This is a genomic window from Leucobacter sp. UCD-THU (assembly GCF_000349545.1).
In the GTDB taxonomy this organism is placed as follows: Bacteria; Actinomycetota; Actinomycetes; order Actinomycetales; family Microbacteriaceae; genus Leucobacter; species Leucobacter muris.
On sequence record NZ_KB714600.1, the window covers coordinates 158,030 to 179,320 of the forward strand.

Annotated in this window: 17 protein-coding genes; 4 read left to right on the plus strand and 13 right to left on the minus strand. The window is 71.8% G+C overall.

Features of this window, described 5'->3' with window-relative positions:
* Together H490_RS20170 and H490_RS20175 are read right to left on the minus strand one after the other, a co-directional pair.
* Positions 1-943 (minus strand): ABC transporter permease (locus H490_RS20170; RefSeq protein WP_069187453.1); only part of this gene is annotated, 943 nt, incomplete at its 3' end.
* Positions 940-2,574 carry a TIGR04028 family ABC transporter substrate-binding protein gene (locus H490_RS20175; protein ID WP_017883234.1) on the minus strand — a complete coding sequence of 545 codons (1,635 nt, stop codon included), beginning with the start codon at positions 2,572-2,574 and terminating at the stop codon, positions 940-942. The genes H490_RS20170 and H490_RS20175, both read right to left, overlap by 4 nt.
* 228 nt (positions 2,575-2,802) lie before the next feature.
* Here H490_RS20175 and H490_RS20180 point away from each other — a divergent pair, with 228 nt between their 5' ends.
* The 3 genes from H490_RS20180 to H490_RS20190 all read left to right on the plus strand — a co-directional run bounded on the left by H490_RS20180 (position 2,803) and on the right by H490_RS20190 (position 6,221).
* Positions 2,803-4,896 (plus strand): FAD/NAD(P)-binding protein, encoded by a 2,094-nt coding sequence (locus H490_RS20180; protein ID WP_017883235.1) that lies wholly within the window; start codon positions 2,803-2,805, stop codon positions 4,894-4,896.
* On the plus strand, positions 4,889-5,584 hold the full coding sequence (locus tag H490_RS20185; RefSeq protein ID WP_017883236.1) for an SDR family oxidoreductase: 696 nt from the start codon (positions 4,889-4,891) through the stop codon (positions 5,582-5,584). The genes H490_RS20180 and H490_RS20185 overlap by 8 nt, the downstream gene beginning before the upstream one ends.
* 166 nt (positions 5,585-5,750) lie before the next feature.
* Positions 5,751-6,221, plus strand: coding sequence for a hypothetical protein (locus H490_RS20190; protein ID WP_128387110.1), 471 nt, complete (start codon positions 5,751-5,753; stop codon positions 6,219-6,221).
* A gap of 219 nt (positions 6,222-6,440) precedes the next feature.
* Here H490_RS20190 and H490_RS20195 read toward each other — a convergent pair whose 3' ends face one another.
* Positions 6,441-7,787 (minus strand): pyridoxal phosphate-dependent aminotransferase, encoded by a 1,347-nt coding sequence (locus H490_RS20195; RefSeq protein WP_017883238.1) that lies wholly within the window; start codon positions 7,785-7,787, stop codon positions 6,441-6,443.
* A 9-nt stretch (positions 7,788-7,796) separates the two neighbouring features.
* Positions 7,797-11,567: a TM0106 family RecB-like putative nuclease gene (locus tag H490_RS20200; RefSeq protein ID WP_017883239.1), complete on the minus strand. Its 3,771-nt coding sequence runs from the start codon at positions 11,565-11,567 to the stop codon at positions 7,797-7,799.
* Positions 11,568-11,698: 131 nt separating this feature from the next.
* Here H490_RS20200 and H490_RS20205 point away from each other — a divergent pair, with 131 nt between their 5' ends.
* The gene (locus H490_RS20205) at positions 11,699-12,229 is read left to right on the plus strand and encodes an Lrp/AsnC family transcriptional regulator (RefSeq protein WP_017883240.1); all 531 of its coding nucleotides are present in this window, start codon (positions 11,699-11,701) and stop codon (positions 12,227-12,229) included.
* Positions 12,230-12,232: 3 nt separating this feature from the next.
* Here the strand turns inward: H490_RS20205 and H490_RS20210 are convergent, their stop codons facing one another.
* From H490_RS20210 to H490_RS20250, 9 genes are all read right to left on the minus strand, one after another.
* Positions 12,233-12,709 carry an Lrp/AsnC family transcriptional regulator gene (locus tag H490_RS20210; RefSeq protein WP_017883241.1) on the minus strand — a complete coding sequence of 159 codons (477 nt, stop codon included), beginning with the start codon at positions 12,707-12,709 and terminating at the stop codon, positions 12,233-12,235.
* Positions 12,710-12,943: 234 nt separating this feature from the next.
* Positions 12,944-13,669: a 3-keto-5-aminohexanoate cleavage protein gene (locus H490_RS20215; RefSeq protein ID WP_017883242.1), complete on the minus strand. Its 726-nt coding sequence runs from the start codon at positions 13,667-13,669 to the stop codon at positions 12,944-12,946.
* A gap of 87 nt (positions 13,670-13,756) precedes the next feature.
* The gene (locus H490_RS20220; protein ID WP_017883243.1) at positions 13,757-14,443 is read right to left on the minus strand and encodes an RraA family protein; all 687 of its coding nucleotides are present in this window, start codon (positions 14,441-14,443) and stop codon (positions 13,757-13,759) included.
* Positions 14,444-14,467: 24 nt separating this feature from the next.
* Positions 14,468-15,268 carry a carbon-nitrogen hydrolase family protein gene (locus tag H490_RS20225; RefSeq protein WP_017883244.1) on the minus strand — a complete coding sequence of 267 codons (801 nt, stop codon included), beginning with the start codon at positions 15,266-15,268 and terminating at the stop codon, positions 14,468-14,470.
* A 156-nt stretch (positions 15,269-15,424) separates the two neighbouring features.
* Positions 15,425-16,522, minus strand: a complete 1,098-nt coding sequence (locus tag H490_RS20230) for an ABC transporter ATP-binding protein (RefSeq protein ID WP_017883245.1) — start codon at positions 16,520-16,522, stop codon at positions 15,425-15,427.
* A gap of 44 nt (positions 16,523-16,566) precedes the next feature.
* Positions 16,567-17,622, minus strand: coding sequence for an ABC transporter substrate-binding protein (locus H490_RS20235; RefSeq protein WP_017883246.1), 1,056 nt, complete (start codon positions 17,620-17,622; stop codon positions 16,567-16,569).
* A 45-nt stretch (positions 17,623-17,667) separates the two neighbouring features.
* The gene (locus H490_RS20240; protein WP_017883247.1) at positions 17,668-18,450 is read right to left on the minus strand and encodes an ABC transporter permease; all 783 of its coding nucleotides are present in this window, start codon (positions 18,448-18,450) and stop codon (positions 17,668-17,670) included.
* A gap of 3 nt (positions 18,451-18,453) precedes the next feature.
* Positions 18,454-19,320 carry an ABC transporter permease gene (locus H490_RS20245; protein WP_017883248.1) on the minus strand — a complete coding sequence of 289 codons (867 nt, stop codon included), beginning with the start codon at positions 19,318-19,320 and terminating at the stop codon, positions 18,454-18,456.
* A 317-nt stretch (positions 19,321-19,637) separates the two neighbouring features.
* Positions 19,638-20,921 (minus strand): ATP-binding protein, encoded by a 1,284-nt coding sequence (locus H490_RS20250; protein WP_017883249.1) that lies wholly within the window; start codon positions 20,919-20,921, stop codon positions 19,638-19,640.
* Positions 20,922-21,291: the final 370 nt, after the last annotated feature.

Consider the following 21,291-nt stretch of genomic DNA (forward strand, 5'->3'; position numbering starts at 1 on the left):
GTCCTCGGTCTAAAACGGTTTCGAAAAGCGGATCGAGCACGGGATAGAGCAGGTCGACGATCAGGTTGATCGTCACGTAGACCACCGTGGCGATCACCACGACCGCGAGCAGCACGGGGGTGTCTCGGTGGGCGACGGCCTGCGCGGTGAGGCTGCCGATGCCGGTGCGGCCGAAGACGGCCTCCGTGATGATCGCGCCGCCGACCAGTTCGCCGAAGAGCAGGCCCGCCATCGTGAGCACCGGGAGCAGTGCGTTGGGGGCGACGTTGCGCCACAGCAGCCAGCTGGTGCTGGCACCCCTCGCCTTCACCACCGAGACGAAGGGCTGCTCGCGCACCTCGTCGATGCTGCGCAGGAAGACCTGCGCGAGCGGCGCCGCGATCGGGATCGTGAGCGTGAGGGCGGGCAGGATCAGGGCTTGCGCCTCGCTCGCCCCGATGACCGGGATGAGCCCCAGCTGGAACGAGAAGACCTGGATCAGCACGATGCCGATCCAGAACACCGGCACCGACACGAAGAGCGGCGGCAGGTTGCGGAAGAGGCGGCGCAGCCACTCTCCCTTGCCGTAGGCGGCGGTGAACGCGATCACCACGGCGAGGAAGACGGCGCCCGCGAGGGCGAGTGCTGCAAGCGTGAGCGTGGACGGCAGCGCCTCGGCGAGCAGGTCGGAGACGGCCGCGCCGCTCTGCACCGAGTATCCGAGGTCGCCGCTGAGGAACGCGCCGATCGACTCGAAGTAGCGCACGACGAGCGGCCGATCGACGCCGTAGGAGGCCCGGATCTGCTCGAGCTGCTCCGGGGTGAGGCCCAGGTCGGGGTTGCCGAACCGGGCCATCACCGCGTCGCCGGGCAGCGCCGCGAGCAGCACATAGGCGCCCGTGTAGGCCAGCCAGAGCACGAGCACGGCCTGGCCTACACGTCGCAGCACTGCGCCTCGGGTCATCGCTGCAGTGTCACTTCGTAGAACGACGGGCGGCCGATCGACTCGGTCTTGAAGCCCTCGACCTGCGAGCGCAGACCGAACACCTGCGGCTCCTCGAAGAGCGGCAGCACGTAGGCCTGGTCGGCGAGGTGCTGCTGCGCGGCGACCGAGGCCTGCTGGCGCTCCTCGGTGGTCGGCACCGACGCGATCTGCGCGAGCAGGGCGTCGAGCTCGGCGTCGTGCAGCTCGTTCGTGGCGGGGTCGAGGTTGAGCAGCGCGTTGCGGTTCGCGGAGTGGAACTGCGACTTGATCACGTCGAAGTCGGCGCGGCCGACCATGGAGTGGTAGACCTGGATCGTGTCGAGTTCGAGACGCGCGGCGTCCTGCGCGGCCTGATCACCAGCGAACAGCTCGACGCCGACGCCGATCTCGCCCAGCTGCTCCTGGATCAGGGTCACGACCTCCTTGGACCGCGGCTGCGGCAGCGCCTCGTTGAAGGTGAGCACGAGCTTCTCGCCGTCCTTCTCGCGGATCCCGTCGCTGCCGGGAGCCCAGCCCGCCTCGTCGAGCAGCTGCTCGGCGCGGTCGGGGTCGTAGACGTAGTTCTGCGAGGTGTCGGTGTAGCCGAGCGCCGTCTTCGCGAGGATGCCCGTCGCGAGCGGGTAGCTCTCGCTGAAGAGCGTGTCGACGATCTCCTCGCGGTCGATGCCCGCGATGAGGGCCTGCCGCACCCGGATATCCTGCAGCAAGGGGTGCGCGAAGCGGAAGCTGAGGCTGTTGTTCACGCCGTTCGTGGAGGCCGCGACCAGTTCCAGGCCGTCCGCGGCGAACTGCGCCTCGTCGGGTGCGGGGATGGTGCGCGCGACATCGGCCTGACCCGAGGTGACGGTGCCCACGCGCACGCTCGCCTCGCCGGCGACGATGAAGTCGACGCCGTCGATCTGCGGGGCGCCCTGGTGCTCGAGCGACGGGGGCGCCCAGTCGTAGTCCTCGCGCGCGGCGAGCGAGAGCTCGGTGCCGATCTTCTCGTCGTCGATCACGAACGGGCCGCTGCCGACGATCTCGGCCGCGTTGCCCGGGCCGAACTCCTCGTTGGTGCGGTCGAGGGTCGCGTTCGAGAGCAGCCCGGAGTTGATGGTCGAGACGGCCTGCGCGAAGCCGGGCGACGGCGCGGTGAAGAAGAACTTGACGGTGCGCTCGTCGACGACCTCGCCGCGGTCGTAGTTGTTGATCGCCTCGGAGACGGAGAGCGCGCGGTCGCTGTCGCCCTTGCCGAAGAGGTCGAAGTTCTTCACGACGTTCTCGGCGTCGAGCGGGGTGCCGTCGGAGTAGGTGACGCCCTCACGCAGCGTGAAGGTGTACTCGGTGGCGTCGGCGTTGACCTGTGGCAGCTCCTCGGCGATCCACGGCTCGAGCTCGAGCGTCTCGGGGTTCTGGTAGAGCAGCCGATCGGTGATCTGGTTGAGCACGCCGCCGTTCGGGTAGAAGCCGCCCGCCGGCGGGTAGAGGGTGTTCCAGGTCTGCGGTTCGAGGTAGGTGAGGGTGCCGCCGCCGTCAGCGCCGCCGTCGTTGCCCCCGCTCGAGGAGCAGCCGGTCATCGCGATCGCGACGGCAGCCAGGGCTCCGATCCAGGCGATACGACGTTTCTTCATGGGGATACTCCTCGTGGTGGTCGGGGCGGGGATCGTGATGGGATCCGCGATCTCGGTGTCGTGGGCAGACTTCTGCACCGAAAGCTATTGTTATGGCTCGCATAACGGAAAGGAAATCTGATCTGTAACAGAACTACACACGCGGCGGGGGCCGCCGCCACCGGCCGGAGCCGTCACATTCGGTCATCTGCCGCGGACTTTCCAGGGGAAGAGGCCTATAACGGAAGCATGCCCTCTGCGAACCGAGCCGCCATCGCGATCGTCGGAGCAGGCCCCCGCGGGGCCTCGCTCATCGAGCGCATCGGTGCGAACCTGAGCGACGACGCGCCGCCGCTCGACGTGCACGTCATCGATCCCGCTCCCTCCGGAGCGGGGCGCATCTGGCGCACGGATCAGGATCGCGAGCTCTGCATGAACACGCTCTCGCACGCCGTGACGCTGTTCACCGAGCCGGGCAGCACCGTAGCCGGGCCCGTGATCCCCGGCCCCACGCTCTACGAGTGGAGCGTGCTCGTTCTCCACGGCGCGTTCCCGTCGCCGCGCACCGCCGAGATCGCGGCCGGCATCCCGCCCGCCCACATCGCCGCGTTCGAGGCGTTCACCACCCGCGACGGCCTCGCCGCCGACTACCGCGACGAGCTCGAGCGCACCCTGCCGGAGTCGCACCCCAGCCGCGCCCTCTACGGCGAGTACCTGACGTGGTGCTACGAGCGCGCGGTCGCGTCGCTCCCACCGCGGGCACGGGTGACCCGCCACCGCACGGCCGCCGTCGGAATCGATCGTCGAGGTTCGCGCGAGCGCGTCGAGCTCGCCGATGCCGGCTCCGACGGAGAGCGGTGGGTCGAGGCCGACGCAGTGATCCTCGCCACCGGCTGGATGCCGCGCTCCGAGACCTCGTCCGAGCGCGCCCTCGCGCACGAGCTCGAGCGGCGCCCCGGCCTCGTGTGGGTGCGGCCCGCGAGCCCCGTCGAGCAGGATCTCTCGCGCATCCAGCCCGGATCCCCCGCCATCGTGCGGGGACTCGGCATGGGGTTCTTCGACACGATGGCGCTGCTCACGATCGGGCGGGGCGGCAGGTTCGTGGAGGATCCGGATGCGAGCCACGGCCTGCGCTACGAGCCATCCGGCCGCGAGCCCGTGCTGCACGCCACCTCGCGCCGGGGGGTGCCCTTCCGCGCCAAGTCGCTCTACCACTCGCTGCCGCCGAGCCCCGAGCAGCGCCTGCTGCTCGGCGTCGACTGGGCCTCCGAACCGCGCCCCATCGACTTCGACCGCTCGCTCTGGCCGCGCATCGTCGCCGACGCGTTCATCGACCACGCCGAGACCCTGCACCGCGTGCGGCCCGAGGCGATCACCGCCTCGCCGCAGCAGGCGCGGCGGGCCGTGATCGAAGCGCTCGACGAGCTGCTGCGCACCGCGATCCCGAGCCCCGCCCCCGGAGGCGACGACCTCGACCGAGCGCCGGCACGGATCGCGCAGGCCGTCGCCCCGTTCATCCCCGACCCCGCCGACCGCTTCGACCTGCTCGGCGAGATGCACCCCGCCGACCGCGACTTCGCCTCGCCGCAGGCCTTCGACGCCTTCGTGCGCGAGCGCACCGCGAGCGACCTGCGCGAGGCCGAGCTCGGACGCGACAGCGCCGTCAAGGCCGGCCTCTGGTCGATCAGCGCGGCCCGCGCCGCCGCGGCGAAGATCGGCACCCTCGGCGGCTTCGACGCCGAGTCGCGCGGCTCGGGCTACGCGCTGCTGACCTCGCTCGGAGGCATGGTCGGGTCCGGCCCGCCCGCCTTCCGCAACCGCCAACTGCTCGCACTCGCCGACGCCGGCCTCGTGCAGTTCATCGGCCCGCACGCCCCCGTGCACCTGGGCGAGCACGCGTTCGTGGCGGAGTCGCCACGGGTCGCGGGGTCGCGGATCACCGCTCCCGCGCTGCTCGACGCCTGGATGCACTTCCACCGCCTCGGCGAGACGACCGACCCGCTCGCCCGAGCCCTCCTCGACACCGGTCGCGCGCGCCCCTTCGAGGTCGCCGCGCGCGACGGCGCCCCCCTCACGACCGGTTCCTTCGACATCGACTTCGCCACCGGCCGGCTCGTCACGCGCGACGGCCTGGACCCCGCCGTGCACGTCGCCGGCATCCCCGTCGACGAGCAGTTGCACGGCACCATCATCAGCCCCATGCCGGGCACCGATCCGCCCATGCTGCGAGAGACCGACCGCGTCGCCCGCAGCGCGATCGAGACCGCGCTGGCGAACGCGCGCTCCGCGTGCGCCCCCGGCACCGACCCGCAGCCCGAACTCGAAGGAGCCCTCAATGTCTGACCCCCGCCCCGTCGCCCTCATCACCGGCGCATCGAGCGGCATGGGGCGCGAGATCGCCCGCGAACTCGCCCGCACCCACCGCATCATCGCCGTCGGGCGCGACGCGCAGCGCCTCGACGCCGTCGCGCGCGAGACCGGCGCCGAGGCCTGGCGGCTCGACGTGACCGACGAGGCGGCCCTCGCCGAGCGGATCGAGGGCCTCGACCGGCTCGACGTGCTCGTCAACGCCGCGGCCGTCTCGCAGCAGCGCTCGGTCGCCGACGCGAGCGCCGACGAGTGGGCCGAGCAGCTCGCCGTCAACGTGACCGCACCCGCCCTGATCACGCGGCACTCGCTCCCGCTGCTGCGCGCCTCCCGCGGAACGGTGATCTTCATCGGTTCGGGGGCCGGCACGCGCCCCGTGCCCGGCAGCGCGATCTACACCGCGTCGAAGCACGCCCTGCGGGCCGTCGCCGACGTGCTGCGGATCGACGAGGAGCCCCACCGCGTGCGGGTGGCGACCGTCGCCCCCGGCCAGACCGACACCGCCATGCTGCGCAGCATGATCCCCTCCGACTCGTACGAGCCCGACCGCTACATCACCCCGGCCTCCGTGGCGGGTGCGGTGCGCTTCGTTGTCGACGCGCCCGACGACGTGCAGATCACCGACATCGCGGTGCGCCCGCGGCAGGAGATCGCCCGCATCTAGGGGGTGGCCTATGCCGCGGCCTGGCCGACAGCATCGCAGCGGCAGGCAGCAGATGGGATCGATGATCTCAGACGCAGCGGCGGCAATGGCCGAGCCGCTTGCCGAGGGCGCCCGCGACCGAGCGCACGGTCAGCTCGACGCGGAGCGCGGGCGTAGGCTGGTGGTCATGGATCTGAAGTTCACCTTCAACGGCGGCACGCAGGCGTCCGAGCACTCGCACGATGCGGGCACCGGGGCGGCACCAGGCATCCCGCTCCCCTTCTCGACCGTTCCGGCGGCGACGAGCAGCGTGCTCGAGCTGCACGCCCGCCTCAGCGGCGGCGCGGTCGTCGCCGAGGCGCTGTCCGGAGACGGCGTGAGCTACGCGAGCGCCGAGGTCGAGCGCGCAGCGGAGCCGGGTGACGCCGCTGCGCTGGGCAAGGCCGTGCGGTCGGCGCTCGCGCGCGCCGTGGCCGGGCTCGAGGGCCCGCTCTCGGAGGCGGTCACGTCGCTGGTGCTGGATCTGGGCGGCGCCGAGGCCGAAGCGCTGCGGTCGATCGGCATCGCGGTCGACGAGACCGCGGATCCGCGTGCCGTCGTCGACGACGCCCTGCAGCGCCGCATCGGCGTCGCCGCGGGTACACCGATCGCGTTCTGACGAACCGCCCCGCTATCGAGCGGGCCGCGCTGAGCCGCCCCCTATCGAGCCGGCCTATTCGTGTCGAGCCGGCCTATTGCTCGCGTGATTCCCGTGCCGACTCGACACGAATAGGCCGACTCGGCGCGTGCGAACCGGCCGGCTCGGCAAGGGCACGCCGACTCAGCGCGGGCACGCCGACTCAGCGCGGGCACGCCGACTCAGCGCGGGCACGCCGGCTCAGCGCTGGAAGCGGATGATCCGCTCGAGCGCCTCGGCCACGGCGGCCTCGCCGGCTGCGTAGGAGAGGCGCACGGCGCGGCCCCCCGCAACCGGGTCGAAGTCGACTCCGGGCACCACCGCGACGTCGGCGCCCTCGAGCAGTGCTCGAGCGTACGCGACCGAGTCGGGGAAGCGTTCGAGCTGCGGGCCGAGTTCGGAGTAGTAGTAGAAGGCTCCGTCGGAGGGGGCGGCGATCCCCCAGTCGAGCTGCGGCTCGGCTTCGAGGATAAGTGCGCGCGCACGGGCGAAGCCTTCGACGACGGCGTCGCGCTGCGCGTAGCTCTCGTCGGTGAACGCCGAGAGGGCGAGCTCCTGAGCCGGCGCGGGCGGTGAGAGCGCGAAGTTCGAGGCGAGCGCTTCGAAGGGGGCCACGAGGGAGGTCGGCAGCAGCGCCCATCCGAGTCGCCAGCCGGTCATGCCCCAGTACTTCGAGAACGAGTTGATCACGATCGCCTCGGTGTCGAGTTCGCGCACCGACACCCCGCGGGGGTCTGGCTCGCCCGGTTCGGGGAACGTGATGCCGTGGTAGATCTCGTCGCTGATGAGCCGTGCACGGTTGATATGGCACCACTCGACGAGCGCCTCGAGCTCCGGGCGGCCGAGCATCGTGCCGGTGGGGTTGGCGGGTGAGGCGATGACGATCCCGGCGAGGGGGCCGTGCGCGCGCACCGCCGCGTCGAGGAGCGCGGGGGTCGGCTGGTAGCGGGTCTCGGGGCCGGTGGGGATCTCGACGACCTGCACGCCGAGCGCCGCGAGGATGTTGCGGTAGGCCGGATACCCCGGGCTGGCGAGCGCAACCCGGTCGCCGGGGTCGAAGGCCGCGAGGAAGACGAGCTGGAACGCGCCTGAGGAGCCGGTGGTCACCGCTACCGTGCCCGGATCGACCTCCACGCCGTACCAGGAGCGGTAGTGCCCGGCGATCGCCTCGCGCAGGGGCCCGGTGCCGAGGGGGCCCGTGTAGCCCGCGGGCTTGAGCGTGCCGGGCGCCGGGCGTGCACCCGGCTCCCCCGCGCAGAGCGAGACGACGTCGCGGCCGGCGGCGCGGCGGCGCGCGATCTCGTCGGTGATGCGCATCACCTCGAATGCGGGAATGCCCGAGCGGGCCGACGCCCGCAGGCCCGGATCGTCGGCAGTCCGCGTCGGAGCGGCCGGGCTCCCCTGCCCGTCGAGGGTCGTCGGGACCGCCGCCTCGGGGCCGGCCGACGCGCCCGGCCCGAGCGAGCCGGCGCCGCCGCTCGCGGGCGCCGCCGGCGGCGGGAGCCTGCGTGACGGCGGGGTCTTGAAGGGGCCTGCGGGTTTCACCATGCCTCCAAACTAGCGCGCCTCGTCGGGCCGCGGGGCGGCTTCGCGGGACGGCGACGGAATCGCCCGCTCGATGAGCCGCAGGTACCCCGAGAGCGCCGCGAGACCCTCGGCCGTACCGGGCAGCCCGTCGCCGAGGCGATCGGAGGAGACGAGGTGCGCCGCCCACTGGGCGCGGCTGATGGCGACGTTGAGCCGGTTGCGCATGAGCAGGAACTCGAGGCCGCGAGGCACGTCTTCGGGGCTCGAGGCCGCGAGTGTGACGACGGCGATCGCGGCCTCCTGCCCCTGGAACCTGTCGACGGTGCCGACGCGCACGCGGCCGAAGCCGGCCTGCGCGAGCGTCTCGGCGACGCACTCGACCTGCGCGTTGTAGGCGGCGACGACGATGAGGTCGTGCTCGGTGAGCCGTCTGGGAGCGCCGAGCCGATCGCTCATCCGGGCCGCGCCGCCTGCGCCGCCGCCCTCGCCCTCGCCCTCGCCCGGCTGCGCGGACTGGGCGATGGACCCGGCGAGCGACTCGCGCACGATCCGCACCACCTCCGCGGCCTCCTCGGGCGAGCTGGTGGAGTTGCCGCTGTGCCCGACGGCGTGCCAGACGAGGCCCGCGGGCCCGGCCCCGCGCACCTCGCGCCGCGCGGCGCTCGGGTGGGCGTGCAGCCGACCCTCGTAGGCGAGCTCGGAGACGACGTCGGCGAGCTCGGGCCGCATGCGTCTCGTCTGCGAGAGGAAGTAGCCGAGCGCATCGGGTACGGTCTCGAAGTCGCCGAGCAGCCACCCGAGCGCCGAGGTGTCGACCGGCTCGGGGTGGTCGCCCTGCGACACCTGCGGCAGCTGCTGGGGGTCTCCGAGCAGCAGCAGGCGCTCGGCGGCGACCGAGGCGGCGATGGTGGGGGCGAGCGAGAACTGGCCGGCCTCGTCGATCACGAGCAGATCGAGCGATTTGCGGTCGAATCTGGCGGGGTTGCTGAAGTCCCAGGCCGTGCCGCCGATGACGCACCCCCGCCCGAGGTCGCGGTGCCCCGCGACGAAGCGCGCGTGGCCGTTGCGGGGCAGCACCGTGTAAGCGGGGGCGGACTCGCCCTCGCCGAGCGCGCCGCCCTGGGGCACCTTGCCGACCTGCCCAGCGGGGAGCCCCGCCGCGACGGCGCCCTCGAGCACGTTCTCGACCACGCGGTGCGACTGGGCGACCACGCCGATGCGCCAGCCGTGCTGCTCGACGAGCCGTCGGATCACTCGCGCGGCGAGGTAGGTCTTGCCGGTGCCGGGCGGCCCCTGCACCGCGAGGTAGCTGCGGTCGAGACGCAGCAGGCTGCGCACGACCGCGCCGATGGTGTCGGCGTCGCCGTCGGCCCCCTCGATGCGCTCGGGCCGCGTGAGCGCGCCGTCGCCCGCGAGTCTGGGCGGCACCCTGCGGATGAGGTCGACGACCGGGTCGGGCGGAAACCCGCCCGCGTCGAGCGCTTCGGCGAGCCGGGCGCCCCACTGCTCGATGGCGCCCTTCTGCGCGCCCGCCGGAGGCGGCGGCCCGGGCACGAGGGCGATCGGCAGCCCCGTGTAGGGCTCGGCGTCTCCGAGCGGCTCCTCGATCACGGCGCCATCGTCGAGTCGCTCGACGATTCGCGCCCGGCGCACGCCTCGGGCTCCGGGCGCGGCGCCCCGCTGCGGGAAGGGCGCAGGATGCTCGTAGAGCGCGTAGGCCTCGCCGCCCTCCTTCAGCGTGCTGCCGGGCGCGACCGCGCCCCGCAGCCGCAGGCGACGCCGCGGCACCCGCGCGCGCTGCGGCATGAACCAGTCGGAGTCGACCACGCTGAGCGCTTCGTCGACGATCATGACGTCTCGTGCGTCGGCCCAGTCTTCGACGGGGTCGAGGAGCCTCGCGAAGTGCGCCCACCAGAACGACTTCTGCTCGCGCTGGTGGTAGTCGATCGCGCTGGCGGCGAGCGCCGCGGCGGCGCGGTCCCGCGGCGCGGCCGAGTCGGCGTGCATCGTCAGCGCTCGTGCGACGGGGCTGAGCTCGATCGCGGGCCCGGTGTCTTCGACTGCCTCGCCGGATGGCAAGGGCGCGACGCCCCGATCGGCGGAGAGCCCGAGCAGCCAGTCGCGCAGCCGCAGCGTGGAGACGCAGTCGTATCGGTTGTAGTCGGCGATGGCCTCGAGGCGCCGCCTCCCCTCGGCCCGCTCGCTCTCGTCGGCCGCGGCGAGCTGCGCACTCGCCTCGGCGTACTCGGTGACGGACTGGGCCCCGCTCGTCACCCCGCCCTCATCGCGCAGTTCGTCGCCCATGTAGAGCGGTTCGAGCTTCTTGATCGAGTAGGAGCGCGAGCTGACCCGCAGAGCTCGACGCACGATCGGGTAGAGGTCGACGAGCACGTGCTCGCGCAGCAGCTGATCGACCTGCGCCTCGCCCACGCCGTGCCTCGCGGCGATGCTGAGCAGATGGGTCCGCTCGTAGGGCGCGTAGTGGTAGATGTGCATGCGCGGATACCGAGCCCGCCGCTCTGCGACGAGTTCGAGGAAATCGAGCAGGGCGCGCTTCTCGGCTTCGAGGTCGTGCGCCCAGAGCGGTGTGAAACGCTCGTCGGCGTCGACCATGCCGAAGAGGTAGTCGAGCCCCCACCGGGCCGTCTCGTGCGGCCCGGGCTCGCGATACATGGGGTCGCCCTCGAAGTCGAAGAAGAGGTCTCCCGGGTCGGGCTGCGGCAGCGCGGCGAGCGCGGCGGGGTCGATGACGCGGTAGGGGGGCGCGGCGGCGGCGCTCGCCTCGATCTGCAGGGCGGCCTGCGACGCGAGCCGCTCGAGCACGGCGCTCGGCAGCCCCTCGACGGCGACGGCCGGGGCGCCGGGAGCCGGGAGCAGCGCCGCTACCTGCTCGATCGTGCGGCACCCGGCCGAGAGCAGCGCGTCGCGCTGCGCCCGCCGGATCCCCGCGATGAGCAGCGGATCGCGCGCGCGCACCGCTTCGGGCTCGCAGACCTCGCAGCGGCCGCACGCCGCGATCCCGTCGTCGGCCCACGAGATCGGGGGCGCGCTCTCCCGGCGCCCGTCGGGGCCCTCTGCGGTGACGCGCTCCCGCAGCAGACGGTGCAGCCGCTGCCGGCGCGCGCGGAACACCGGGGCGATGTCGGCGATGCGGTGCCGCGAGCGGGCGCCGTCTCCGAGGATCAGCACGGCCTCGGGAGCGACCGGCACGCCGATGCGCTCGAGCTGCTCGGCGTAGGCCGCGAGCTGCATGAGCGCGGTCGCCTTCGCCCGCCGCGCGAGCTTCGTGTCCTGCACCTCGTAGGAGCCGTCGGCCTCGAGGCGCAGGAAGTCCGCGAAGCCGACGAAGCCGATCTCGGGGTCGTCGGGGGCCCCGTCTCGGCCGCACCGGTCGCCCTGCGCCCCCTCCCCGACGGCGGTCGTCGGCTCGAAGAAGGTGGCCTGGAACACCACCTCTGCCCGCCCGAGCAGCGCCTCGCGCGTCTGCTCGGCGACCCGGCGCAGCGCGGTCTCGCTCATCGACTCCGGGCGGGGGATCTCGACCACTCCGCCCGGCGCGCCGACGACCCCGCCGCCCAGACGGTCGCGGTAGCCGTCGAGCGTGCGCTCCTCGTGGGCGTCGCCGAGTCGCGCCGCCCGGGCCAGCATCGGATCGTCGGCGGGCGGCACCTCGACATCGCGCCCGAGCTTGGCGTCGACGCGTCGCAGGAACGCGAACTCGCACGTGCTCGCCGCGGTCAGGTCGCTCGCGCTCGTCACGACGCGCTGCCCGAGACCATCGGCCCGATCCTGCAAGAACATGGGCGCTCCTTCCGATGCCTACGACGCTATCGGCCTCCACTGACATTCGTGGGCGAGCGGCGCGGCGCCCGGCGCTTCACGCGGAGACGACGCTCGCCCGTCGCCCGACCGGGCGGCGCTAGACTGACTCCGTGAACGCGGCGAAGCAGCAAGAAGAAGACACCCTGCTCGACGACGTCGACCGCGACATCATCGACGAGCTGCGGGTCGACGGCCGTCTCTCGTTCTCCGAGATCGGCCGCCGCATCGGCTTCTCCGAGCCCACCGTGCGGCAGCGCTACAACCGGCTCGTCTCGCTCGGCATCATCTACGTCGCGGGCATGTACGACGAGACGAAGATCGGCGGCATCGCGGCGCACATCGGCATCCGCGTCACCGAGGTGCCCGTCGCGCGGGTCGCCGAGGAGATCGCGGATCACCCCAACGTCAAGTACGTCGCGTGCGCGCTCGGCTACTACGACATCATCCTCGACGTGGTCGCCCAGGACGCGCAGGAGCTCGGGCGCATCGTGCTGCAGGATCTGCGCCGCATCCGCGGCATCTCGGATCTCGAGACGCTCACGGTGCTCGAGGTGATGAAGGACACGTACCTGTGGCAGGGGTTTCGCGAACCGCTCCCCGCGAATCGCGCGGGCCGGCTGCTCAGCCGCCCCGGCCGGTGACGCTCAGCCGTCCGGGTCGCTGATGCTCTGCCCGGCCGTGCCGCGCAGCCCCTCCCACGTGTAGTCCTTGGCGAGCGACGTCACGATGATCGGCTGGATCGACGCTACGCCCGGGTGCCGGCGGATCTCGTCGAGCAGGTCGATGAGCTGGGGCTGGTCTCGGCAGGTCGCCTCGAGGTAGAGGTCGTGCGAACCCGCGACGAGTGCGACGTGGTTGATCTGGCTGATCCCGAGCAGCCCGTTCGCGACGGAGCGCGGGGTGAGGTTGCGAACGCGCAGCAGGAGGCGCACGACCTGGTGGCCGAGCAGCAGGGCGTTGCACAGCGCGACGATCTGCAGCACGTCGTCCTCGCGCAGCTTCGAGAGCCGCGTGCGCACGGTCGACTGGGAGACCCCGAGCTCGTCGGCGAGGGAGGCGAAACTGCGCCGCCCGTCGCGCGCGAGCATCTCGACGAGCCGTCGGTCCAGGTCATCCAGCATGCGTCCCGCCCCTCTCACCGCTGCACTCCAGGGTAGCGGTCCCCCGGGTCGGCTCGGGGGCGCGACGGCAAGCCGCGCCCCGTCCCGAGGCGGAGCCCGCGCGAAGCGGGCGCCGCCGAGGCCGACGCCCCCGGGGCGGAAGCGCCTCGACAGCCGTACCCCGGGTGGGAAGCGATCGCGGGGCGACCCGGTTGCCCGGGCCGCCCCGCGATCAGGAGGCCGCGCGCCGTGCGGTCAGCGCCGCTCCAGCTCGCGCACCGCGCGCACGAGGTCGGCGTTGTCGCGCGGGGCGGATCCGTCCGGCAGGGTCACGCCATCCTCGAAGCCGATCCGCGTCTCGCAGCCGTCCTCGATCGCGGCCTCGACGACGGGCCACACGGTCTCGTCATACCCGTGGTAGAGGATGGGCGCCGTGACGCCGGCCTCGCGCAGCACGGCCGCGATTTCGCGGCACTGCGCGACGGCGAGCCTCGGATCCTCGGTCTCGGGTTCGATGAGCACGCGCACGTTGCGGTGCAGCGTGGGCGATGCCAGCAGGGCGGGCACGTCGTCCATCGACCAGACGGCCGACTCCAGGATCATGCCGCGCTCGAGCACCAGCTCGGCCGCCTCCGCGGCGCCCTCCTCGCAGAACGCGACCGACGCGAAGTCGGGCAGCGCATCGGCGGGCCAGGCGGCGACCTGCGCCATGCGCTCCTCATGCGAGGAGACCGTCCAGAGGCCCGTGGTCGTGCCGATGACGACCGAGGGATCGGCGGCGCGCATCGCGCGCACCCACGCGCCCACGGCGTCGGGGCGGATGGTCTGCTCCCCGTCGTCGGTGATCACGTGCGCGTGCACGACGTCGGCGCCTGCGTCGATCGCGGCGAGGCTCGCAGCGACGATCTGTTCCGTGGTGCGGGGCACGGCGGAGTGCTCCTCGGTCGGGCGACCACCGTTGATGGCGGCTTTCAGCAGCATGTTCGATCCTTTCCAGGGGTATTCGGGCACGGCGGAGCACCGGCCTGCTCGGCCGGTCCCCCGCCGAGCGGAGAGTCTGAGGCGCCGCTACTGCGGCGTGTCGCGCGCGAGCAGCGCGTCGACGGTCTCGCTCGCGCCGGTGAGACTGCCGAGCGGGGCGCCCGCCCGCAGCTCGGCGACGAGCTCGGGCTCCTCGGCGTCGTCCTGCAGTGCGATGTCGACGATCCGCTCGAGCACGTCGACCGGCACCGCGAGCACGCCGTTCGCGTCGGCGAGCACGGCGTCGCCGGGGCGCACCACCGCGCCGCCGCAGGTGACGGGCACGTTGACGCCGCCGGCGTCGATCCCGTGCAGCTTCGTGGTGAGCATGCTCGTGCCGCGCGCGTGCACCGTGAGGCCGAGCCGCTCGATCTCGTCGACGTCGGTCACGACGCCGTCGACGACGGCGCCCGCGGCGCCGCGGGCCACGAGCTGCGCCGCGACGACCTCGCCGAGGGGGGCGTGCCGGCGGTCGCCGCCGGTGTCGAGCACGAGCACCTGGCCGGGCTCGATCATGCCGGCCGCGTGGTGCAGGGCGGTCGAGTCGGTGGCGGTGGTGCGCACGGTGAACGCCGTGCCGACCACTCGGCCGCCCGCGGCGACGATGCGACGCACATCGGGGTCGACGAACCCCTCCTCGAGGTAGTGCCCGAGCGTGGGGAAGCTCAGGCGCTCGAGCTTGGCCCGCAGTTCGTCGGGGAGGCCGTTCGGGGTGCTTCCGGTGTGGAAGAACATCGGTGTTCCTTTCGGGTCGTGCGACTACTGGACGCTGTAGTCGAGTTCGATGCGGCGGTTCTCGAGGGCGGGCAGCATCTCGCGGGCGCCGCGGGTGCGCCCGTCGTCGATGTCGGCGATGACGAGTCCCTCGTCGTGCGCGTCGGCCGTCGCGACGACCACGCCGAGGGGGTCGATCACGCGGCTGAGCCCGACGGAGTCGGGGCCGACCGTGCCGGAGGCGAGGAACCAGCTGACGTTCTCGATGGCGCGGGCCTTGGTGAGCACCTCCCAGTGCTCCTCCTTGCCCTTGCCGGACACCCAGGCGGCCGACAGCGAGATGACGTCGACGCCACGGTCGGCCATGCTGCGAAACAGCTCGGGGAAGCGCACGTCGTAGCAGTTCGCGATGCCGACGCGGAGCCCCTCGACCTCGATGATCGGGGGCAGCTCGGATCCGCGCGTGACGTACGCCGACTCCCGGTAGGCGAAGGCGTCGTAGGTGTGCATCTTGTGGTAGCGGGCGATCTCGCGGCCCTCGGGGTCGAAGGCGAGGATCGTGTTGTACGGCAGCGCGGCGTCGTTCGGCTCGTAGCCGGCGGCGATGATCGTCACACCGTGCTCGCGGGCGAGCTCGGCCAGCAGCTTCTCGAAGCGCGGCCACACGTCGCGCAGGATCTCGGGGAAGCGGGGCTTGATCTCGTCGTCGGCGAGCAGGGCCGCCTCCTCCGGGAAGACGACGAGGCGGGCGCCGCGGGACGCCGCCTCTGCGGTGTAGCGGCGGATGGTGGCGAAGTTGACGTCGGCATCGATGCCGGGCGACGTCTGGGCGACGGCGACTCTCATGATGGCCTCTCTCTGCTGCGGGGTCGGGTGGTACGGGGTCGGGTGGTGCGGGGTTGTACGGGGCGCGCAGGCGGGCGGGTGCGCGGGCGGCGGATCCGGGCCGCCGCTCACCGAGCGGGACCGGGGATCCGGGATCGGGGATCCGGGGTCGGCGGATCAGCGGATCACGATCCGGGCGTCCTCGGGCCGCCACCCGATGCGCAGCTCCTCGCCGACCGCGAGCCCGGGCAGGTCGCGCTCCTTCACGAGGCTCGGCAGCGACACCTTGATGGTGCGGCCGCTGACCGCGAGATGCACGTGCCACTCCTCGCCCAGGAAGGTGAGCGTCTCGACGGTGCCGGGCACGCCGTCGCCGCCGCGGCGCACGTCGATGCGCTCGGGCCGCAGCAGCAGCGTCGCCGCCTGTTCGCGGTGCACGTCCTCGGCGAGCACACCGGGCAGCACGCCGACGCCCTCGAGCACCGCCCCCACCTCCTGGCCGGCCGCGCCGGCCGGCACGGTCACGTCGAGCAGGTTGCAGCTGCCGATGAAGCCCGCCACGAAGCGGGTCTCGGGCCGGTTGTAGATGTCTTCCGGCCCCGCGACCTGCTGCACGACGCCCTCTGACATCACGGCGATCCGATCCGACATCGTGAGCGCCTCCTCCTGGTCGTGCGTCACGTAGATGAACGTGATGCCGACCTCGCGCTGCATGCGCTTCAGCTCGTACTGCATCTCCTTGCGGAGCTGCTGGTCGAGCGCGCCGAGCGGCTCGTCGAGCAGCACCACCTTGGGGCCGGAGACCACGGCGCGCGCGAGGGCCACGCGCTGCCGCTGACCGCCCGAGAGCTGGTCCGGCTTCCGGTCCCCGAGGTGGGCGAGCTTCACGAGCTCCAGCGCCTCCCGTGCCCGGCGGTCGGCCTCGGCCTTGGGCACTCGGCGCACCCTGAGCTCGAAGACCACGTTGTCGAACACGGTGAGGTGCGGGAAGAGCGCGTAGCTCTGGAACAGCATGTTGAGATCGCGGTTGCGCGTCGGCACGTCCGTCACGTCGGCCCCGCCCAGCCGCACCCGGCCGCCGCTCGGCGTCTCGAATCCGGTGATCATGCGCATGAGCGTGGTCTTGCCGCACCCGGAGGGGCCGAGGATCGAGAAGAACTCGTTCTCGCGGATCTCGAGGTCGAGCGGGTGCACGGCGAGGTGCTCCCCGAAGCTCTTCGAGAGGCCCTCGATCTCGACGGCCGGTGCAGTGGTGGTCGTGGTCTGCGTATTCATGATCCCAATCGCTGTTCGCTCGGAGCTGTCGCTGCGTGTGGAGGTCAGGAGGCCTTCACGCGGGTCCAGCCGTCCTGGTAGAACTTCATGGCCGAGCCGGGGTCGACGATGAAGTCGGCCTCGGCCACCTGCTCCTCGGAGGCGTAGACGGCCGCGTTCGACAGCAGGCCCTGGTCGGTGACGTGCTCCTGCGCGGCCTGGTTGGCGCTCGCGAGGCCGCCGTCGTTCGTGGCCATCGCCGCGATCTCGGGGCGCAGCAGGAAGTTGATGAACTCGTAGGCCGCGTCCTGGTTGGGCGCGCCCTTCGCGATCGCGAGGCCGTCGACCCAGAGGCTGCCGCCCTCCTCGGGGATCACGTAGTGCACGTGCTCGTTCTCCTCGACGATCTTCGCGGTGCTGGTGCCGCCCCACGCCTCGGAGATGCAGACGTCGCCGTTCGCGACGAGCTCGCCGTAGTTGGTCGAGTTGTAGCCCGCGAGCAGCTTCTTCTGTTCGATGAGCGACTCGGTCGCCTCGGCGATCTCCTGCTCATCGGTGCTGTCGGCGCCGTATCCGTTGACCTGCAGGCCGGCGATGTAGGCGGCGAGCATGTTGTCGAGCATGTTCAGCTTGCCGTCCCACTTGGGGTCGAAGAGCGACTTCCAGCTGGTGATCTCCTCGCCGCCCGTGCACTCGTCGTTGTACATGAGTCCGGTCGTGCCCCACACCCACGGCACCGAGTACTCGAGGCCGGGGTCGTAGCTCGGGTCGGCGAAGGTCGATGCGATGTTGTCGATGCCCTCGAGCTTCGACTTGTCGAGCGGCTCGATCAGTTCCTGGCCCACGAGCTGCTGCACGGCGTACTGGCTGGGCTCGACGATGTCGTAGCCCGAGTTGCCGGCGGCGAGCTTCGAGATCATGGTCTCGTTGCTGTCGAAGCTGTCGACGTTGACCGCGATGCCGGTCTCCTCGGTGAAGGCGTCGAACACGCTCTGCGGGATCTCGTCGGCCCAGGCGTAGACGTTGAGCTGCTGGGAGCCGCCTTCGGAGCCGCCGCCGCTGCATCCGGTCAGCGCCAGCGCGGCGACGATGCCGGCGGCTGCGAGAGTCTTCTTCTTCATGACGGGTGTCCTTTCGATGGGGTGAGGTACAGCTGGTTCGGAGCGCTACGAGCGGGAGTCGACGAGGATGCGCCGCATCTGGGTGACGCCGACCGCGAGCACGATCGCGAGTGTGAGCAGGATCAGCAGCGCGCCGAGTGCGTTGATGCTGGGGGTGAGACCGGTCTTGAGGCTCGAGTAGATCCGCAGCGGGAGGGTGGTCGAGCCGACGCCGCTCAGGAAGGTCGACATGACGATGTTGCTGAACGAGGTGGTGAAGCTCAGCAGCCACGCCGCGATCACGGCGGGCCGGAGCAGCGGGAAGTAGACGCGGGTGAAGGTCTGCCAGGGGGTGCAGCCGAGGTCGGTCGCGGCCTCCGGCAGGCTGGGGTCGAGCATGGCGGCCGAGCTCATGAGCACCAGCGTGGCGAGCGGGAGCGACACGATGAGGTGGCCGAGCACGAGGGTGGCGATGCCGAGGGGCACCTTGGTCGCGCTGAAGACGCTCAGCAGCGCGACGCCGAGCACGATCTCGGGCACGATGAGCGGCAGGGCGATGAGGGCCAGCAGCCCGCCCTTGCCTCGACCGCGGTAGCGGGCCATGCCGAGGGCGAACATGATGCCGACGATCGTCGCGACGGTGGCGGCGAGCACGGCCACGATGGCGCTCGTGCGCAGGGTCTGCATGAGGGCGCCGTCCTGGAACAGGTCGGCGTACCACTGCAGGGTGAAGCCCTCGAAGCGGGTGCTCGTGCCCGCGGCGTTGAACGAGTAGACGATCACCGCGGCGATGGGCACGTAGAGGAAGACGAAGACTCCACGGGCGATGCCGTTCACGATGCGATCCACGGGCTACGCCCCCTTCTTGTTCGAGGTGCGCTTCATGAGGAGTCCGATCAGACCCATCGAGAGCACCATGAGCACGAGCAGCACCATCGAGACGGCGGCGCCCATCGGCTGGTTGCGGAACTCGGTGTAGAGCGTGACGATCAGGTTGCCGACGAGCGGATCCTTGCCGCCGCCGAGCAGCACGGGGATCACGAACACGCCCATGGTGGGGATGAAGGTGAGCAGCGCGGCGCCGAGGATGCCGGGGCGGCTGAGGGGCAGGATCACCCGTCGGTGCACGCCCCACCAGCTGCAGCCGAGGTCGGTCGCGGCCTCTTTGAGGGAGGGGTCGATCGAGCGCATGGACGCGTAGATGGGGAAGATCGCGGTGGGCAGGAACGCGTACAGCAGGCCGAGCACGACGGCGACGTTGCTCGGGATCATCGAGAACCCCGTGATGCCGAAGATGCCGAGCAGGCCTGCGATGGGGCCTCCTGATCCGAGGATCGTGATCCACGCGAAGGTGCGCACGAGGAAGTCGGTCCAGAAGGGGATGATGATGAGCAGCAGGAGCATGCCCTGCCGCCCCTCGGGCCGGGAGACGATGTAGTACGAGGTGAGGTAGCCGACCACGATGCAGACGACGGTGTTCAGCAGACCGAGGCCGAGCGAGAACAGCAGCGTCTTCGAGTAGACGGGGTCGAGCAGCTTCGCGTAGTGCTCGAGCGTGAATCCGCCCGTGATCCCGCCGTAGTCATCGGCGACGGCGAAGCTGTTGCGCGCGACGATGAAGAGCGGAAGGATCCCGAGCAGCACCACCGATGCGATTCCGGGGATGAGCAGCAGCAGCGATCCGCGCTTCGGCCGTTCCTTCCGACCAAGGTGAATCATGCGTGTCGTCGATGTCACGTTGCTCCTTTGCACTCGCCTTCGGTCTGTGTAATGACCATCCTGGGCGGCGGGGCGAGTGCCGCGCGCACGGATGGGCCGCGGAATCCGTGGAAGACGCCGCGAATCTTCACGCAGTCCGCGAGGCGGGTCCGGCGGGCCGCCCGCGGCGGTCGCGCGAAGCGGCCAGGATACGCGAAGCGCACGACGGCTCGCCGGGAGCGCACCACTGATTCGGTTGTGCGCCCGGGGCGGCGCGCGGCGCGCGGCCGCGGGCCGGCGAGTCGGCGGCGCAGGGAGCGGGCGGTGCGCCCGCCAGCCTAGAGCCGCGCGAGCGTCTCGATGTCTTCCAGGAAGGTCGTCAGCTGCGCCTCGGAGACCGTCGCGCGCGTGACGGCGAGCGCCGCCAGGTAGTCGTCGGTCGCGAGGTCGGTGCGGGATCCGGATCCCGTGTCGCCCGCCCGCAGCGCCCGGGCGAGGGCCTCCTGGGAGGCCCGCCTGGCCGCGTACTCGATGTCGGCGGGGGTGAGGCCGGCGCTCTCGGAGACGAGGCTGCCGAAGTCGATGGCGCCGGCGAGGTGCGCTGGCACGTACCGCCGCCAGATCGCCTCGCGCGCCTCGTCGTCCGGCAGGCCGATCGGCAGCACGTAGTCGAAGCGCCCGTGGCGCAGGAAGGCGGCGTCGAGCCCCCGCACGAAGTTCGTGGCGCACACGAGCAGCAGCCCCTCGCGCGCCCTGAAGTCGGCCACGATCTTCAGCAGCTCGTTGGTCACACCCTGCGTGGGCGTGGGCGGGTCGCTGCGCTGGGAGGCGATCTCCTCGACCTCGTCGATGAACACGACGCCGTGCTCGAGCTCGCCGATCTGCTCGAAGACGCCCCGCAGCGATGCGGCCACGCTCGTCTTGCCGTCGCCGAGCCGCGACGGGAACACCTCGACGAACGGCCAGTCGAGCCGCGACGCGACCGCCTTCGCGAACGTCGTCTTCCCGGTGCCGGGCGGGCCGAACAGCATGACGGCGTGGGGTGGTACGACCCCGTAGCGGTCGGCGAGGTCGGGTTGCGCGAGCGGCGCCACGAGGCGCTCCTCGAGCAGCTGCTTCTCGCGGCGCATGCCCGCCACGTTCTCCCAGAGGTGGCGCGGCAGCACGCGGCCGCCCACGTCTTTCAGCAGGTCGAGCTCGCGCCGCTGCACGGGCATCTGCCGCTCGAGGTAGCGCAGGCTGTGCCGCACCTGGAAGCCGTTGGAGGTGAGCAGGTCGAGGCGGCTGCCCTCGGGCATGAGCACCGACAGCGTCGAGAGGCCGATCGGGGCCATCTTGCGTTCGAGAGCGTCGAGCAGCGCGCCCGAGACGTTGCCCGAGCGCGATGCCTCGGCGACCCCGAAGAACACGATCCACCCCTGCGCGTGCGCCGCCCGGCCGACCGCGGCGGCGACCACCTTCTCGTCGCGCACCGCGACCACGGCGTGGTCCTCCCGGCACGAGGCGGTCACCTCGGCGAGCGAGTAGACGGGCTGCTCGGCCGAGGAGCGCGCCTCCCACCAGAGCTGCACGACCGCGTCGAGGTCGTCGTCGTGGAAATCCCGGATCGTGACGCGTCCCATGCGCCGATCATGCCAGAGGGGGGCGCGTCGCGGCGCGTTCTCATCGAACCTCGCGCATGCAGATCGGCGTTTCTTCTGCTGCGAGGCAGAACGATCGTGTTTCTCCCGTCGAGATCGATCACCCGTTTCGGCGCGGAACCCGCTAGGCTGGGACGCACGGGCCGGTCACGCCGGCCCCATCGTCGCTGATTTTCAAGCGTGATCCCCGCTAGACCGGCGGATCCGCACCGGTGCTCCAGGCACCGCGACTCTCCGCGGCGAACGGATGCGCGATCCCGCGCACTCGCCGATACCGCAGCGACGCACGGCCCGGGCCCGCCCGCATCCCATGATGCCGGCCCGCCGCCTCGCCGCGCGCTGCACCGCACAG

Coding starts and splice junctions, on each gene's coding strand:
- H490_RS20175 (WP_017883234.1), bottom strand. CDS start 2,574: ATGAAGAAACGTCGTATCGCCTGGATCGGAGCCCTGGCTGCCGTCGCG.
- H490_RS20180 (WP_017883235.1), top strand. CDS start 2,803: ATGCCCTCTGCGAACCGAGCCGCCATCGCGATCGTCGGAGCAGGCCCC.
- H490_RS20185 (WP_017883236.1), top strand. CDS start 4,889: ATGTCTGACCCCCGCCCCGTCGCCCTCATCACCGGCGCATCGAGCGGC.
- H490_RS20190 (WP_128387110.1), top strand. CDS start 5,751: ATGGATCTGAAGTTCACCTTCAACGGCGGCACGCAGGCGTCCGAGCAC.
- H490_RS20195 (WP_017883238.1), bottom strand. CDS start 7,787: ATGGTGAAACCCGCAGGCCCCTTCAAGACCCCGCCGTCACGCAGGCTC.
- H490_RS20200 (WP_017883239.1), bottom strand. CDS start 11,567: ATGTTCTTGCAGGATCGGGCCGATGGTCTCGGGCAGCGCGTCGTGACG.
- H490_RS20210 (WP_017883241.1), bottom strand. CDS start 12,709: ATGCTGGATGACCTGGACCGACGGCTCGTCGAGATGCTCGCGCGCGAC.
- H490_RS20215 (WP_017883242.1), bottom strand. CDS start 13,669: ATGCTGCTGAAAGCCGCCATCAACGGTGGTCGCCCGACCGAGGAGCAC.
- H490_RS20220 (WP_017883243.1), bottom strand. CDS start 14,443: ATGTTCTTCCACACCGGAAGCACCCCGAACGGCCTCCCCGACGAACTG.
- H490_RS20225 (WP_017883244.1), bottom strand. CDS start 15,268: ATGAGAGTCGCCGTCGCCCAGACGTCGCCCGGCATCGATGCCGACGTC.
- H490_RS20230 (WP_017883245.1), bottom strand. CDS start 16,522: ATGAATACGCAGACCACGACCACCACTGCACCGGCCGTCGAGATCGAG.
- H490_RS20235 (WP_017883246.1), bottom strand. CDS start 17,622: ATGAAGAAGAAGACTCTCGCAGCCGCCGGCATCGTCGCCGCGCTGGCG.
- H490_RS20245 (WP_017883248.1), bottom strand. CDS start 19,320: ATGATTCACCTTGGTCGGAAGGAACGGCCGAAGCGCGGATCGCTGCTG.
- H490_RS20250 (WP_017883249.1), bottom strand. CDS start 20,921: ATGGGACGCGTCACGATCCGGGATTTCCACGACGACGACCTCGACGCG.